Source organism: Pseudomonas sp. NA-150 (assembly GCF_044336365.1).
Lineage (GTDB): Bacteria > Pseudomonadota > Gammaproteobacteria > Pseudomonadales > Pseudomonadaceae > Aquipseudomonas.
Window position 1 is genome coordinate 4,205,154 of the sequence record NZ_CP172305.1, and the last position, 14,760, is coordinate 4,219,913.

The following is a 14,760-nucleotide window of genomic DNA, read 5'->3' on the forward strand; positions in this document are numbered from 1 at the left end:
GATGCTGTCATGCGGGCTTTTTTCGCGGTAATTCATTCAGCTAAGGCAGGTATACTTTTTACTTATCACTGCGTGAGCCGCCGCCCCGATGATCATCGACGAACTCCCCAACCTGCTGCACATCCGTGCGTTTGTGCGCGTGGCCGAGCATGGCAGTGTGTCCCGCGCGTCGGAGGCGCTGTACCGCGCGCAGTCGGTGGTGACCCGCTCGATTCGTGATCTGGAACAACGGCTGGAAGTGCCGCTGTTCGAGCGTCACGCCGGCGGCATGTTGCTCACCGAATACGGCAAACACGTGCTGCCCCGGGCTCGGCGGGCGCTGGAGGAACTGGCGCAGGTGCCACGGCTGCTGGGCAATGTCGCCGGGCATGCGGCGGAACCCTTGTACCTGTTGAACGCGCGACGGCTGGCGCTGTTTATCAAACTCTGCGAAACCCGGCACATGCAGACCGTGGCCACCACCTTCGGCCTGACCCAACCGGCGGTGAGCACCGCATTGAAGGTGTTGGAGAGTGGCAGCGGCTGCGTGTTGTTCGAGCGCTCGTCGCGTGGCTTGCAACCGACCCGCGCCAGCAGCGACATCCTGTTGCCCATCCGCCGGGCGTTGAACGAGCTGCGGCATATCGATGGCGACGTCGCGGCCTTGCGCGGCTCGTTGTTGGGCGCAGTGACCATCGGCGCCCTGCCCCTGGGCCGCAGCAGCATTTTGCCGAAGGCGATTATCCGGCTGACGGCGGCGCATCCGAATATCCGCATCGCCACCAACGAAAGCCCGTTCGATTTGCTCGCCACCGAGCTGCGCGCCGGTGATGTGGACTTTATTTTCGGTGCGCTACGCCCCCACGAATTCGCCAGTGACTTGCAGGGTGAGGAGTTGTTGACCGAAGACATGGTGGTCCTGGCGCGCAAGGGTCACCCGTTGTCAGGGCGCGCGCTGGACATTGCCGATCTGGAGCGCGCGCGTTGGGTGCTGCCGCGTGCCGGGTCGCCGGCCAGGCGTTTGCTCGACGAGCTGTTTGCGCAATTGGGCATCGCCGCCCCGGAGCCGGTGGTGGAAACCGGCGACCTGGCGATGATCAGGGGCTTGCTGCTGGACTCGGAGATGATCGCGGCGGTGTCGGCCCATCAACTGCTGCACGAAATCACCTCCGGCGAGCTGCAGCAATTGCAGGTGCAACTGCCCCGGACCCACCGCCCGATCGGTTTGACGTATCGAGTGGGTGGCTTGCACTCCCCGGCGGCCAAGGCGCTGATGGCCGAGATCCGCCAGGTCATCAACGATCGATCAGTGCAAGCCAACGGCTGAATGGGCTGGCGCCTGCTCGACGTCCTTGGTGTACGACTCGGCGGACTGCGCATCGACCTCAGCCAAGTCAATACCGGTGGCGTCAGGCAGGCACAACGCGGCGATAAAGCCGATCAGGTACGAACCGATGGCAATGCTGCCCATCGCCGCGCCCAGGCCGATATGCCCGGAGGCGAAACCGACGGTGGCCGGCATGATCGAGCCCAGACCACGGCCGAAGCTGGTGCAGAAACCGGCACCGTTGGCGCGAATATGCGTCGGATACAGTTCGGAAAATGCCAGCGGCAAACCTGACGCCAAACCACCCTGGAATGCGCCGAGGAAAAAGCCCAGCAACAACAGAATGTTCAGGTCGATGTGGGCGAACATGTACACCGACACCACCACCGCCTGGCAGCAGAGGAACAGCATGAACGTCTTGCCGCGGCCGATCTTGTCGCTGATCAGGCCATAGACGAACGGCCCTACCAGCGAACCGAGAATGTTTACTGCCAGGTAACCTGAAGTCGAAGCCACCGGCAGGCCAAGCTCCAGGCGCATGTAGGTCGGCAGCCAGGTGATCATGATGTAGGCGCCGCCGAAGATCCCGGTGGCCAGAATGGTACTTATCACAGTAATGCGACGGTGCTCGGCGCTGAAGATCCGCCGCACGTCGATCTTCTTCGAACGGCTGCTGGCCTTGTTGAACAGGTCCGACTCCGGGACCAAACGGCGGATGAACCAGACCAACAGCGCCGGCAGTAAGCCAATGGCGAAGAACGCACGCCAGGCGACTTGCTCAGGCAACAGGTAAAACACGATCGGCATGGCCGCCAGGGAAATAGCGTAACCCACGGCATAACCGCTTTGCACCGACGCCGCCACTCGACCGCGCAAGGCAGGTTTGATCGCTTCACTGATCAACACCGCGCCCACCACCGCTTCGCCGCCGTAGCCGATGCCTTGCAGAAAGCGGATCGGCAGAAAGGCCCAGAAGCTGCTGCAAAAAGCGGCCATAAACGTGAAGGTGGCAACCCAGACGACCGTCAGTTGCATGACTTTGATTCGGCCATAACGGTCAGCCAGCATCCCGGCGCCCCAACCGCCAACGGCGCTGCCAATCAACGCCACGGAACCGAGTATTCCGGCGTCGGACTTACTGAGGCCGAGGATGGTCAGCAGCACCGGCATTACCAGCGCGTAAATGGTCGAATCCATCGAATCAAGGGTGAACCCGCCAAAACAGGCCCAGTAGGTGCGCCGTTCACCCACAGACAAATCGGAATACCAGCCAAGTCGCATAAATCACCTGTTGTTTTTATAGGAGGAATTCTTTGGGCTCATCCTATCCATCAAGCGTAACAGGCAGGGCGCGAAGGTTTTATGGAGGTATCGGTTTTGTTAATGCGGTTTGAAATCGGGGATGGAGATTCATCGGCCCTGTTCGGTCACTCAGGGCTTGTACCTGCCGTAGGTTATTTCGGTGCCTAAGAAAGCCCCTTGCAGTAACAACCCGCATGCCGAAACGTCAATCACCAGACACATCAGAATCAGCCCGGAGCCGCTCTCTGACAGGCTGACGACCAACAGTTTCAGGCTCATCACACACCATACCAAGGTCGTGCGCACACCATGGCGGGCCGCGAGACGGACGTCATTGTTACCAGTTTCGGACAGGTGAATGTATTCCATCAGGCCGGTAATCAGGGCAAACAGGCCAAACGCTGCACCGACCGCCGTGGCGCCCAGCGCAATCCCCCACCAGGTTGATGCGCCTCGCCATAGCGCAAGCCCGTCGAAGAATGGAACGCCAAGCCACAGCACCAGTGGGAAATGCACCAGCATCGGGTGCAGAGGAAGACCCAGAACGTGTCGCGGCCAACGCATGGTGAACCCTCATTCCAGACCAGCGCCGGGGCAGTTTAGCCCTGTCGGGACGGCTGCACGCTTGGCGCTGCCAGGCGTCTACAATTGTAAGGTTAGCCAAACAGCGACGGATACCGTATCTCGGCGCCCCTAAAGCGTACACCCTATGTCGAACCCACTGCTGCCACCGACGTTTGACTACCAGGATTTGTTCGAACATGCGCCGATTGGCTACGTGTTGCTGGACACCGCCGGCTGCATTCGCACGATCAACCAGACGGGCGCCACGTTACTGGGTTGGGACGCACACTGGCTGGCGGGAAAACCGTTCGCGCGCTGGGTGTTGAGCGCCGACAAGTATGAGTTTCATGCTCACCTCAGCAAGCTGGGAACTACCGACAGCTGCATCAGTCACAAATTAAGGGTGAAAAACCGCCAGGGACGGATTGCGACGTTGTGGCTCAAAAGCGACAACGTGGCTGATCCCTCGCACCACACCCAGTGTTTTCGCACCGCCATGATCGATGTATCCGGTGAGCAGGAGTCGGCACGTAAGCTGCGCAGCCTGCAATCGCAACTGACCCGACTGGCACGGCTGAACACCGCGGGTGAGCTGGCTTCGAGCCTCGCGCACGAGCTGAATCAGCCCCTGGGAACCGTGGTGCTCAACTGCGAAGTTGCATTGCGACTGTTGATCGCCAACGACGCCCAGACACCGGAGTTCATGGCCGCGGTGATTCAAGCCAAGGAGGCTGCCGTTTTTGCCAGTGGCGTGGTTCGTCACCTGCGCGGCTTTTTGCAAAACGACAGTGATATCTACACCGATTGCACGTTCCTGTCCCTGCTCCAAGAGGTGTCGACGCTGATAGAAGTCGACGCCAGAGACAGTGAAATAGATCTGCAATTGGATATCCAGCGAGGCATGCACTACGTGAGAGTCGAACCGGTTCAGATCGGTCAGGTGTTAGTGAACCTCGCGCATAACAGTATTGAAGCAATGCGCGAACAGGGCGGCATTGGCCACCGTTTGATGATCAAAGCACGTGAGCAACCCACGGGACAGATTCAGGTCAGCGTGGCAGACACGGGCCCAGGCATCGACCATAAACAAATCGAACGTATTTTCACTCCGTTTTATACTTCCAAATGCACTGGCATGGGCTTGGGCCTGTCTATCAGTCGCACCATCATCGAGGCCCATGGCGGCACGCTGTGGGCGGATGCCACTACCACCGTCGGAGCTACGCTGCACTTCACCCTGCCGGTCCTTCAAGGTGATGACCATGACGACTGATCAGGTCATCCATGTGGTCGATGACGATCGACTGTTTCTCGCCGCACTGAAGCGCACCCTCAGCGTCGCCGGACTTGAGGTGCGCATGTATACGGGCGCCAATGCCTTTCTTGACAGCTTCGACCCCCAGCAGCCCGGTTGCCTGATCACCGATCTGCGCATGCCGGGCATGGGTGGCCTGGAGTTGCAGAGGCGATTGAAAGAAATGCAGGTGCGCCTGCCGATCATTTTCATTACCGGCCATGGCAACGCCAGCACCGCAGTGACCGCGCTCAAGTGCGGTGCCATCGATTTTCTGGAAAAACCTTTCAGCGAAAAAGACCTGATGGCCAGCGTCCAGCTTGCCCTGGAAAAAGACCTCAACGACCGCAGGCTAGCCCGTGAACAGGCCCTGGTGCAGCAGCGTTTCAGCAACCTGTCGCCGCGTGAACAGCAAGTCTTCGCCCTGGTGGTATCGGACCTTCCGAACAAGAAAATTGCCCGGGACCTGATGATCAGCCCGCGCACCGTCGAACATCACCGCGAGCACCTCATGCTAAAAATGCATGCGCACTCGACGGCGGAACTCATCACCATGGCGGTGCTGTGCGGCATTCACGAACTGCACCTGTGCCCGCCCCCTCTCCCTGGGTAGCATTCCCTAGGTAGCCGCACGCTTAGCCACACCCTGGTCTCTGGATTACAGTCCCAAGATTGTAGCCCGGTCAGATCGCGCCCCCTGCTTTGCGATCGACCGAATCCTGCAAGGCATGAATGCGTGCAATCAGGAGGCCAATCATGGCTGAGATGAGCAGCGTCCCCTACGGACGCAAGACGCAACGCAAACCCGACCTCAAAGAAGTCCACATCATCTGGATCAACGATGGCATGAGCTGTGATGGCGATTCGATCTCGATCACCGCCGCCACCCTGCCCAGCATCGAAGACGTGGTGCTGGGGGCAATTCCGGGCTTGCCCAAGGTACACCTGCACAACCCCGACCTGTGTTACGAGGTGGGCGAGGAGTTGATGCAATACTGGCACCAGGCCGCGCGTGGCGAGATCGATTTCGTGCTGGTGATGGAGGGTTCCATCCCCAACGAAAACCTCAGTGGTGACGGTTACTGGGCCTATATGGGCAACGACCCGCAGACCGGTGAGCCGATCACCATTCCCGAATGGCTGGATCGCTTGTCACCCAAGGCATTGGCGGTGGTGGCCTGCGGCACCTGCGCAACCTATGGCGGCATCCACGCCATGCAGGGCAATGTCACCGGCTGCATGGGTGTCAACGATTACCTGGGCTGGAAGTGGAAATCCAAGGCCGGCTTGCCGGTGGTGAATGTCCCGGGGTGCCCGGTGCAGCCGGACAATTTCATGGAAACGCTGCTGTATCTGCTTCGCCAACTCGCCGGCGTCGCGCCGATGATTCCGCTGGACGATGCGGGCCGGCCGACCTGGTTGTTCGGCAAGACGGTGCACGAAGGTTGCGACCGTGCGGGCTACTACGAGCAGGCCACTTTCGCCAAGGAGTACGGCCAGCCGGAGTGCCTTGTCAAGCTGGGCTGCTGGGGGCCGGTGGTGCAATGCAATGTCCCCAAACGCGGCTGGATGGATGGCATTGGCGGTTGCCCAAATGTCGGCGGTATTTGCATCGGCTGCACCATGCCGGGCTTTCCCGACAAGTTCATGCCGTTCATGGACGAGCCGCCGGGTGCGGTGTTCTCGTCCAATCTGGTCAGGCCCTACGGCAAGTTGGTCAAGTGGTTGCGCGGTTTCACCACCGACACCCTCAACAAAGAACCGAAATGGCGCCATAACCGGCCGGAATTGACCACCGACCCACCCCCAGAAATTCGTCGCTAGGCCAAAGCACTGAGCCAGGAGGAATATCCCATGGCGATCACCGAGAATGGCATTGCCACGCAGCCCACCGGTACGACCGAAAAGAAACCCGGCACCTTGATATCGATGAATTGGGACCCGATTACCCGGATTGTCGGCAGCCTGGGCATCTACACCAAAATCGACTTCGAGAACCGCGAGGTCGCCGAGTGCCACAGCACCTCATCGATTTTTCGCGGTTATTCGGTGTTCATGAAGGGCAAGGACCCGCGCGACGCGCACTTCATCACCAGCCGTATCTGCGGCATCTGCGGGGACAACCACTGCGTGTGTTCGGTCTATGCGCAGAACATGGCGTATGGCATCAGGCCTCCGGCCATCGCCGAGTGGATCATCAACCTGGGTGAAGCGGCCGAATACATGTTCGACCACAACATCTTCCAGGACAATCTGTTGATGGTCGATTTCTGCGCGAAGATGGTCCAGGAAACCAACCCCGGCGTCTGGCAGCAAGCACTGCACACCCCGGCACCGAATGCCGACAAACACGGCTACGCGACCATCGCCGACATCATGACCGCGCTCAACCCGTTCGAAGGCGAGTTCTATCGCGAAACGCTGATGGTCTCGCGCTACACCCGCGAAATGATCTGCCTGATGGAGGGGCGCCACGTTCACCCCTCCACCATCTACCCCGGCGGTGTCGGCACCGTGCCGACGGTACAGCTGTTCACCGACTACCTGACACGGCTGATGAAGTACTGCGAGTTCATGAAGCGCTGCTTGCCGTTGCATGACGACATTTTCGATTTCTTCTACGAAGCCCTGCCCGGTTACGAGGAAGTCGGCCGGCGACGCATCCTGCTTGGCTGCTGGGGATCGTTTAACGACCCCGACCACTGCGACTATCAGTACCGGCACATGACCAGTTGGGGACGGGCCATGTTCGTCACGCCGGGTGTCGTGGTCGACGGCGAGCTGGTGACGACTGATCTCGTGGAAATCAACTTGCAGATGCGCATCCTGCTCGGCAGTTCCTACTACGAAAGCTGGGAAAACCGCACGCGGCTGGTCGAGCGCGACCCGTTGGGCAATGTAGTGGACATCAACCACCCCTGGAACCAGACCACCGTGCCGCGCCCGCAAAAGCGCAATTTCGATGACAAGTATTCCTGGGTCATGTCGCCGCGCTGGCTGGACAAACGCACCGGCGAACACTTGGCGCTGGACACTGGCGGTGGAGCGCTGGCCCGGTTATGGGCCACGGCACTGGCCGGGCTGGTCGACATCGGCTACATCAAGTCGACCGGCAAGAGCGTCAAAATGTACCTGCCACAAACCGCGCTCAAGCCCGAAGTGGAGTTCGAGTGGCACGTGCCCAAGTGGAGTAACGCCATTGAGCGCGATCGCGCCCGGACTTACTTCCAGGTCTATGCCGCGTGCTGCGCCCTGCATTTTGTCGAGAAGGCGCTGGGCGAGCTGCAGGCCGGTCACACCAAAACCTGGACCGAATTCACGGTCCCTGACTCAGCCATCGGCTGCGGGTTCCACGAAGCCGTTCGCGGGGTGCTTTCCCATCACTTGGTGATCAGAAACGGCAAGATCGCCAATTACCATCCCTACCCGCCGACCCCCTGGAATGCCAGCCCCCGGGATATCTACGGCACACCCGGCCCCTATGAGGACGCTGTACAGAACACGCCGATATTCGAAGAAAACGGCCCTGACAATTTCAAGGGCATTGACATCATGCGCGCCGTGCGCAGTTTCGATCCGTGCTTGCCTTGCGGCGTCCATATGTACCTGGGTAACGGCAAAACCCTGAAGATGATTCACGCGCCCTTCAACGGCGGTTTCGGTCAGCCACTGGAGACCGATGACCAGGAATCGACACCGTGAACGACTTCCGACAGCAGGAGCTCGATGAGCAAGTGGCGCGTCTGCAAACGCTGCTGAGCGCACTGGACCAGCTTGCAGACCCCGCCGCGCGGAACGCCGCCCAGGAGCTGCTGCGGGTGGTGATCCGGCTGCACAGCCTGGGCCTGGCTGACTTGCTGGACATCGTTCGCGACACCGGTAGCCAGCCGGCCGATACGTTGCTGCCACGCTTCACGGCCAACCCACGCGTGCGCGGATTGCTACTGCTGCACGATCTGCACCCCGAGGACTTGGAGACCCGTGCGCGCAAAGCGGTCGAGCGCCTGCATCCGCACCTAGGCGTGAAGAATGTGCGCGCCGACCTCATAGGGGTGGAGGGCAAGGTGGTGCGGATCAGGGTCAGTGCCACTGACCCGAACGGTGTATTGCCAACGGCTGCGGTTCTGCGCCAGGAAATCGAAGAGGTGCTGCTGGAGATGGTTCCCGATGCCGACGAGTTAGTGATCGAGGGGCTGGACACCCTGAGCGCCCATGCCGGCTTTGTCCCACTGATCTGGGTCAACCAGCCAGAGGTGGCCGGCGAGTGAGCGCTTTACAGTAGGAACGCACGCCTATCGAGGGCCAAACGATGACAGTGGTCAGCGTACAGCAACCAGATGACTGGGTGACCTCGCTCAAGGGCTTCCTCGGCATCGAGCGCAAGCCGGTGGAGCACTGCGAGTTGTGCTACGCCGAGATTGCGAGTGACCATGATCATCTCATCGAGCCGGACACCCGCCGACTGCTCTGCGCCTGCCAGGGTTGCGCACTGTTGTTCGACAGCCCCGACGCACGCCGCTACCGCCGAGTGCCTCGGAGAGTGACGCGTCTGCAGCGTTTCGACATCACCGATGGCCAATGGGACGCCTTGCTGATTCCGATCAACCTGGCCTTCTTCGTGCGCAGCTCAACCCAGTCGAGAGTGCTGGCCCTTTACCCTGGGCCCGCCGGCGCCACCGAATCAACACTTTCCCTTCAGAGCTGGGGCCAACTGGCCGACGCCAACCCCGTCCTCAACGAACTGCAACAAGACGTCGAAGCCTTGCTCGCCAACCGCATGCAAGGCGCGCGCGAGTACTACCGCGTTCCGATTGACCGCTGCTATGAGTTGGTCGGTTTGATTCGCACTCATTGGCACGGTTTGGCCGGAGGCCAGGAAGTCCAGGCGATGCAGCTGCGTTTTTTTGAGCGCCTGCGCCGTGAAACAGGCTCAGGAGGCCATGTCGATGCCTGAGTTGAATTTCACCGTCCAGGGCGCCACACCCGACAAGTATGCCGCCGCCCCTACCCTGCAACTGGCGATAGCCATCCAACAGCGTGGATGCCCCGTGCCGATCCAGAGCATTTCGCTGCAGTGCCAGATCCGCATCGAGACCACCCGACGGCATTACGACCCGGCCGAGCAGGCCCGACTGAGCGATCTGTTCGGCGAGCCGTCGCGCTGGAGCCAGACCTTGCGCAGCCTGCTCTGGACCCACGCGAGCGTTGTGGTCCCGGCGTTTTCCGGCGAGTGCAGCCAGATCAACCTGCCGGTGCCGTGCAGCTTTGATTTCAACCTCGCCGCAACCAAATACTTCCACGGCCTGGATCAGGGCGTAGTGCCGCTGCTGTTGTTGTATTCGGGGACGGTGTTCTATCGCAACGACGAAGGTGCGCTGGAGATGGACCTGATCTCCTGGAATGAAGAAGCCCGCTACGCCCTGCCGGTGCAGGTCTGGAAGGACATGATGGACCTCTACTATCCCAACCAGAGCTGGTTGCGCGTGAACCGCCAGGTGTTCGAAGCCCTGTACGACTACAAGCGCCAGTGTGGACATCCAGGGTTCGACGAGGCGCTGCTCAGCCTGTTGGCCGACGTCAAGAGGGCCGCCTCATGAACATGACACAGTTGCAGCCTGTGGTTGATGCAGTCCTCTATGAGGGCTATGTCCTCTACCCCTACCGTTCCACCTCGGCGAAAAACCGCCAGCGCTGGACCTTCGGCGGCATCTACCCAAAGGTCTATTACGATGCCACCGAAGGTGCCGAACCCTGGCACATGCAGACCCAGTGCCTGGTGCAGGGCCACCTCGGTACCCGACTGGAGGTGCGCGTACGCTTTTTGCACCCTCTGGCACGCGAAGTCGGCCAATTGCAACCGGGGTCAACGGCTGAACCTATCGACGGGCAAGGGCTCGACGACGCCCACTTCAACCCTGTGCCCTCGCTGAGCCTGGGTGACCGAGAGTTTCATTGCTGGCAGGAAGCGGTGGAGCGCGACCTTCGGGTCGCCGACTGTCTATTGAGCGAACTGCTGGTCGCCGAACGCCGTTTCCCGTTCGCTTTCGAAGGGCAGCATGAGCGGGCGCCGCTGCACAACGAGGGCGTATTGCAGGGTGTGCTTTGGCGCAATCAGTGCGCGGTCGAGGGCTGTGTAGCACTCATACTCGAACCCCTGGGCGAGCAGACCTACCGACTGACAGTGGGCATCGAAAACCATACGCAGATGGACCCTGCCAGCGTGACTGACCGTGAGCACGCGAGCCTCTATAGCTTCGCGTCCACCCACACCCTCCTCGCAGTGCAGGACGGCAGCTTTGTCAGCCTGATGGACCCGCCAGCGACACTTCAGGACGCCGCCGCCAGTTGCGACAATCAGGGTACCTACCCGGTGTTGATAGGGGAGCCAGGCGACCACGACACCCTGCTCTCATCGCCAATCATTCTTTACGACTACCCACAAGTCGCCCCGGAAAGTCCCGGTGAGTTTTTCGATTCCACCGAAATCGACGAAATTCTCAGCTTGCGGATTCTGGCCATGTCCGATGCGGAAAAACGCGAAATGGCGGCCCTTGACCCACGCACGGCGGCATTGCTGGCACGCACCGAGGCGCTGGACGGCGACAGCTTCATGCGTCTGCACGGGGTCTTGCGTGAGGCCCAGCCCATTGCCCCGCGCCTGGTGTATGACCGCAACAGCGGCACGCCGCTACGGGTCGGTGATCGGGTACGTCTGCAACCCAAGGGTGGCGGCGACACCATGGACCTGGTGCTCGCGGGTAAAACTGCGGTGATCGAAGCCATTGAGCGGGACTTCGAGGATCGGGTGCATGTGGCGGTCACGGTGGATGATGATCCCGGCCGTGAGTGGGGCCTGCAACGGATGCCCGGGCACCGCTTCTTCTTCTCGCCCGAAGAAATTCAAGCACTGGAACCCGAGCCACCCACGAGGACGCCGCGATGAAAATACTGGTGGCCGGTATCGGCAATGTCTTCATGGGCGATGACGCCTTTGGCTGTGAAGTGGCCCAACGACTGAGCCAGAAAACCTTCCCCGCTGGGGTCGACGTAGTGGACTTCGGCATCCGTGGCCTGGACCTGAGTTATACCCTGATGGACGACGTTTTCGATGTGTTGATCTTGATCGACACGGTGGACCGTGGTGAAGCGCCGGGCACGCTTTATCTGATCGAGCCTGACGTAGAGGAAGTCTCCGCCCGGACGTCTGATGAGCCGCTGATGACGCCCCATGGCATGGACCCGGCCAGCGTCCTGCGGTTCATTGCATCGCTGGGACAGCGGCACCCGCGTGTATGGATAGTCGGTTGCCAGCCGCAGTACCTGGGGGGCGAACAGGGGCACATGGGGTTGAGTGATGCGGTTGCACAGGCCATCGAAAAAGCGGTCGCCGAAGTGCTCGCGCTGCTAAGCGATCTAGTGGCAGGCAGCCCCTCTTTTTTGCAAGACAAAACCAGGAGTGCGACAGCTCCGGGAGGGTTGATATGAGTGGATGGACGATTTTCTGGCTTCTGGTGATAGTGGCGATCGTCGCGTTGGTGTGGGTGAACCTGCACGACCTAAAACGCTATATCAAAATTCGCAACATGTGATCTCGGTCGCAAGGTTCGGGACTGGGAGACAACCATGTCAATCGCAGGCGAACAGCATGACCCTGTGTCGCACACCGCCGCCTGGGGTGGTAAAGCGATCCGCGTCAGAGGGCTGGTGCAAGGCGTGGGTTTCCGCCCTACCGTCTGGCGTATTGCGCGTGATTGCGGCCTGCGTGGAGACGTGCGCAACGACGCTGAGGGAGTCTTGATCCATATCTGGGGCGAGCCCTCGGCCAGCGCGCGGTTCCTCGCGCGCCTGCTTGAAGAAGCCCCACCGCTTTCGCGAATTGATGCGGTCGAGACCACCGCGTTACCCGGTCAATCGCCGATAAGCGATTTTCGTATCGTCAACAGTTCGACCGGTAGCGTGCATACCGCCGTCGTGGCCGACGCGGCGACCTGTGCAGCCTGTTTGAGCGACGTGCGTAATCCTGCCAATCGCCGCCACGGCTATGCCTTTACCAACTGCACCCATTGCGGGCCACGCATGTCGATCATTCGCGCCATTCCCTATGATCGCGACACGACCAGTATGGGTGCATTCGTCATGTGTCCGGCCTGTCTGGCCGAGTATCAGGACCCGGCCGACCGGCGCTTCCACGCACAACCCAATGCCTGCCCTGACTGCGGGCCGCACCTATGGCTGGAGGCTGCCCCCGGAGAGTCGGTCGATTGCAGCGGTGACCCGATCACAGCGACCCGACGCTTGCTGCAAGCCGGGTATATCGTAGCCATCAAAGGCATCGGTGGCGTGCACCTGGCCTGCGATGCGTCCAATGCCGGCGCGGTCGATCGCCTTCGTCAACGCAAACGGCGCGCGCACAAGCCCTTCGCCCTGATGGCGCGCGATACGCTGATGATCCGCCGTTACTGCAACCCGAACCCGGCAGAAACAGCCCTGCTTCAGCAGCCGGCTGCGCCCATTGTCCTGCTGACCATCGAAGGGCCCGAGCGACTGGCCGACGGCGTGGCGCCCAGACAATCCTGCTACGGCTTCATGCTGCCCTATTCGCCCCTGCACCATCTGCTGATGGATGGCCTGGACGCACCCATCGTGCTGACCAGTGGCAACCGCAGCGAAGAGCCGCAGTGTATTGGCAACGATGAGGCGCGTGAACGCCTGGGTGAAATCGCCGACGCACTGCTGTTGCACGACCGGGAAATCGTCAACCGCCTCGATGACTCAGTGAGCAGGCTGATGCTCGACGCCCCGGTGCTGTTGCGTCGAGCTCGGGGCTATGCGCCCACGCCGCTGAAGCTGCCCGCAGGTTTTCGCGCCGCGCCGGCGATTTTGGCCCTGGGCGGCGAACTCAAGAACAGCTTCTGTTTGATCAAGGATGGCCAGGCGCTTCTCTCCCCGCACCTGGGAGATTTGGCCCATGCCACGGCCAACATCGCCTACCGGCAAACCCTGGCCCTGTACCAGCGCCTGTTCGAGCATCACCCGCAGGTGCTGGCAATTGACTGCCATCCCGAGTACCTGACGAGCAAGATCGGGGCTGAATGGGCTACAACGCAACACCTTGCGTTGATCGAGGTACAGCATCACCACGCGCATATCGCGGCCTGCCTGGCCGACAATGGCATCGACCTGGACAGCCCACCGGTGCTTGGCATCGCCCTCGACGGCACCGGCTATGGCGATGACGGTACGCTGTGGGGCGGCGAATTCCTGCTGGCCGACTACCGCGGCTATCGGCGCCTCGCCAGCCTGTCACCGGTTGCGTTGCCCGGCGGCGAACGGGCCATCCAGCAACCCTGGCGCATGGCCTTCGCCCACCTCCGGCGTCTCTCGGACTGGCAAACGCTGGAGGCCGAATTTGGCGAGTTGCCTTATTTCCGGGCGCTGGCGGACAAACCGCTGGCCACTCTGGACGGCATGCTCGGTTCGGGATTCAACAGCCCTGTGAGCAGCTCTTGCGGGCGGTTGTTCGATGCGGTGGCGGCTGCCATCGGTGTTTGTCAGGAAATCACCTATGAAGGCCAAGCGGCCATCGAGCTGGAGGCCGCCAGCGACACCTCGGCGTTACGCGACAACCAGGGCTATGCCTTTGCCATCGTGACCAACGACGGTTTGCTGCACCTGGAACCGGCACCGATGTGGCTCGCCCTGCTGAATGATCTGCGCGCCGGTACAACGCCTGGGGTGATCGCCGCGCGTTTTCATGTCGGACTGGCGCAGGCACTGGTGCAGATGGTCGAACACTTGACGCAGCAACACGGCGATTGCTGGGCCGGGCGCATCGCACTGTCGGGCGGCGTGTTGCAGAACGCGGTGCTGAATGCCGAGCTGGTCCCACGCCTCGAAGCCCTGGGTTTACAGGTGCTGCGCCATGTAAGCGTGCCGGCCAACGACGGAGGGCTGAGCCTGGGTCAAGCCGCGATCGCCGCGGCGCGAACCCTTGCTGCACAGGAGGATCGACCGCCATGTGTGTAGGTATCCCTGGACAAATCGTCGACATCGTCGATGCCGCAACCGACACCGCGACGGTGGAAATTGGCGGCATCCGCCGGGCCATCAACATCGCCTGCGTGGTGGGAGACGGTCGCACCCACGCCGATTGCGTCGGCGAATGGGTGTTGGTCCACGTCGGCTTCGCCATGAGCCGAATCGATGAGGATGAAGCGCTCAAGACCCTCGAACTGCTGCAGGCGCTGGGTGAAATGAGTGAAGAACTGCAACTGATGCAAGACACGCGATAGCG

At 61.1% G+C, this 14,760-nt stretch carries 15 protein-coding genes; 13 read left to right on the plus strand and 2 right to left on the minus strand.

Annotated elements, in window-relative coordinates:
• The first annotated feature begins 88 nt into the window (after nucleotides 1–88).
• Nucleotides 89–1,306 (plus strand): LysR family transcriptional regulator, encoded by a 1,218-nt coding sequence (locus ACF0H7_RS19920; RefSeq protein WP_397448593.1) that lies wholly within the window; start codon nucleotides 89–91, stop codon nucleotides 1,304–1,306.
• On the opposite strand, the gene ACF0H7_RS19925 is transcribed toward ACF0H7_RS19920, so the two are convergent.
• The gene (locus ACF0H7_RS19925; RefSeq protein ID WP_397448594.1) at nucleotides 1,286–2,587 is read right to left on the minus strand and encodes an MFS transporter; all 1,302 of its coding nucleotides are present in this window, start codon (nucleotides 2,585–2,587) and stop codon (nucleotides 1,286–1,288) included. The genes ACF0H7_RS19920 and ACF0H7_RS19925 overlap by 21 nt on opposite strands.
• A gap of 150 nt (nucleotides 2,588–2,737) precedes the next feature.
• Nucleotides 2,738–3,172, minus strand: coding sequence for a DUF2231 domain-containing protein (locus ACF0H7_RS19930; RefSeq protein ID WP_397448595.1), 435 nt, complete (start codon nucleotides 3,170–3,172; stop codon nucleotides 2,738–2,740).
• 145 nt (nucleotides 3,173–3,317) lie between these two features.
• On the opposite strand from ACF0H7_RS19930, the gene ACF0H7_RS19935 reads away from it, so the two are divergent.
• The 12 genes from ACF0H7_RS19935 (at nucleotide 3,318) to ACF0H7_RS19990 (ending at nucleotide 14,758) form a co-directional block, all read left to right on the plus strand.
• Nucleotides 3,318–4,445 (plus strand): ATP-binding protein, encoded by a 1,128-nt coding sequence (locus ACF0H7_RS19935; protein ID WP_397448596.1) that lies wholly within the window; start codon nucleotides 3,318–3,320, stop codon nucleotides 4,443–4,445.
• Nucleotides 4,435–5,079 carry a response regulator transcription factor gene (locus tag ACF0H7_RS19940; RefSeq protein WP_397448597.1) on the plus strand — a complete coding sequence of 215 codons (645 nt, stop codon included), beginning with the start codon at nucleotides 4,435–4,437 and terminating at the stop codon, nucleotides 5,077–5,079. The genes ACF0H7_RS19935 and ACF0H7_RS19940 overlap by 11 nt, the downstream gene beginning before the upstream one ends.
• Nucleotides 5,080–5,222: 143 nt before the next feature.
• Nucleotides 5,223–6,290, plus strand: coding sequence for a hypothetical protein (locus ACF0H7_RS19945; RefSeq protein WP_397448598.1), 1,068 nt, complete (start codon nucleotides 5,223–5,225; stop codon nucleotides 6,288–6,290).
• A 30-nt stretch (nucleotides 6,291–6,320) separates the two neighbouring features.
• Complete coding sequence (locus tag ACF0H7_RS19950) at nucleotides 6,321–8,168, plus strand: nickel-dependent hydrogenase large subunit (protein WP_397448599.1); 1,848 nt, start codon at nucleotides 6,321–6,323, stop codon at nucleotides 8,166–8,168.
• Entirely contained in the window at nucleotides 8,165–8,734 is a 570-nt protein-coding gene (locus ACF0H7_RS19955; protein ID WP_397448600.1) for a hypothetical protein, read from the plus strand. Before ACF0H7_RS19950 ends, ACF0H7_RS19955 begins: the two co-directional genes overlap by 4 nt.
• Before the next feature lie 41 nt (nucleotides 8,735–8,775).
• The gene (locus tag ACF0H7_RS19960; RefSeq protein ID WP_397448601.1) at nucleotides 8,776–9,420 is read left to right on the plus strand and encodes a DUF5947 family protein; all 645 of its coding nucleotides are present in this window, start codon (nucleotides 8,776–8,778) and stop codon (nucleotides 9,418–9,420) included.
• Nucleotides 9,413–10,063, plus strand: coding sequence for a DUF6084 family protein (locus ACF0H7_RS19965; RefSeq protein ID WP_397448602.1), 651 nt, complete (start codon nucleotides 9,413–9,415; stop codon nucleotides 10,061–10,063). The genes ACF0H7_RS19960 and ACF0H7_RS19965 overlap by 8 nt, the downstream gene beginning before the upstream one ends.
• Nucleotides 10,060–11,409: a hypothetical protein gene (locus ACF0H7_RS19970; RefSeq protein ID WP_397448603.1), complete on the plus strand. Its 1,350-nt coding sequence runs from the start codon at nucleotides 10,060–10,062 to the stop codon at nucleotides 11,407–11,409. The genes ACF0H7_RS19965 and ACF0H7_RS19970 overlap by 4 nt, the downstream gene beginning before the upstream one ends.
• On the plus strand, nucleotides 11,406–11,951 hold the full coding sequence (locus ACF0H7_RS19975) for a hydrogenase maturation protease (protein WP_397448604.1): 546 nt from the start codon (nucleotides 11,406–11,408) through the stop codon (nucleotides 11,949–11,951). The genes ACF0H7_RS19970 and ACF0H7_RS19975 overlap by 4 nt, the downstream gene beginning before the upstream one ends.
• Nucleotides 11,948–12,055, plus strand: a complete 108-nt coding sequence (locus tag ACF0H7_RS19980; RefSeq protein WP_397448605.1) for a DUF6893 family small protein — start codon at nucleotides 11,948–11,950, stop codon at nucleotides 12,053–12,055. The genes ACF0H7_RS19975 and ACF0H7_RS19980 overlap by 4 nt, the downstream gene beginning before the upstream one ends.
• A 34-nt stretch (nucleotides 12,056–12,089) precedes the next feature.
• Nucleotides 12,090–14,492, plus strand: coding sequence for a carbamoyltransferase HypF (gene hypF / locus ACF0H7_RS19985; protein WP_397448606.1), 2,403 nt, complete (start codon nucleotides 12,090–12,092; stop codon nucleotides 14,490–14,492).
• Nucleotides 14,483–14,758 (plus strand): HypC/HybG/HupF family hydrogenase formation chaperone, encoded by a 276-nt coding sequence (locus ACF0H7_RS19990; protein ID WP_397448607.1) that lies wholly within the window; start codon nucleotides 14,483–14,485, stop codon nucleotides 14,756–14,758. Before hypF ends, ACF0H7_RS19990 begins: the two co-directional genes overlap by 10 nt.
• Nucleotides 14,759–14,760 lie beyond the last annotated feature (2 nt).

What these genes read in the sequence shown, in the direction of transcription:
- ACF0H7_RS19920 (WP_397448593.1), top strand. Translation starts at nt 89, where the DNA reads ATGATCATCGACGAACTCCCCAACCTGCTGCACATCCGTGCGTTTGTG.
- ACF0H7_RS19925 (WP_397448594.1), bottom strand. Translation starts at nt 2,587, where the DNA reads ATGCGACTTGGCTGGTATTCCGATTTGTCTGTGGGTGAACGGCGCACC.
- ACF0H7_RS19930 (WP_397448595.1), bottom strand. Translation starts at nt 3,172, where the DNA reads ATGCGTTGGCCGCGACACGTTCTGGGTCTTCCTCTGCACCCGATGCTG.
- ACF0H7_RS19935 (WP_397448596.1), top strand. Translation starts at nt 3,318, where the DNA reads ATGTCGAACCCACTGCTGCCACCGACGTTTGACTACCAGGATTTGTTC.
- ACF0H7_RS19940 (WP_397448597.1), top strand. Translation starts at nt 4,435, where the DNA reads ATGACGACTGATCAGGTCATCCATGTGGTCGATGACGATCGACTGTTT.
- ACF0H7_RS19945 (WP_397448598.1), top strand. Translation starts at nt 5,223, where the DNA reads ATGGCTGAGATGAGCAGCGTCCCCTACGGACGCAAGACGCAACGCAAA.
- ACF0H7_RS19950 (WP_397448599.1), top strand. Translation starts at nt 6,321, where the DNA reads ATGGCGATCACCGAGAATGGCATTGCCACGCAGCCCACCGGTACGACC.
- ACF0H7_RS19960 (WP_397448601.1), top strand. Translation starts at nt 8,776, where the DNA reads ATGACAGTGGTCAGCGTACAGCAACCAGATGACTGGGTGACCTCGCTC.
- ACF0H7_RS19965 (WP_397448602.1), top strand. Translation starts at nt 9,413, where the DNA reads ATGCCTGAGTTGAATTTCACCGTCCAGGGCGCCACACCCGACAAGTAT.
- ACF0H7_RS19970 (WP_397448603.1), top strand. Translation starts at nt 10,060, where the DNA reads ATGAACATGACACAGTTGCAGCCTGTGGTTGATGCAGTCCTCTATGAG.
- ACF0H7_RS19975 (WP_397448604.1), top strand. Translation starts at nt 11,406, where the DNA reads ATGAAAATACTGGTGGCCGGTATCGGCAATGTCTTCATGGGCGATGAC.
- ACF0H7_RS19980 (WP_397448605.1), top strand. Translation starts at nt 11,948, where the DNA reads ATGAGTGGATGGACGATTTTCTGGCTTCTGGTGATAGTGGCGATCGTC.
- hypF (WP_397448606.1), top strand. Translation starts at nt 12,090, where the DNA reads ATGTCAATCGCAGGCGAACAGCATGACCCTGTGTCGCACACCGCCGCC.
- ACF0H7_RS19990 (WP_397448607.1), top strand. Translation starts at nt 14,483, where the DNA reads ATGTGTGTAGGTATCCCTGGACAAATCGTCGACATCGTCGATGCCGCA.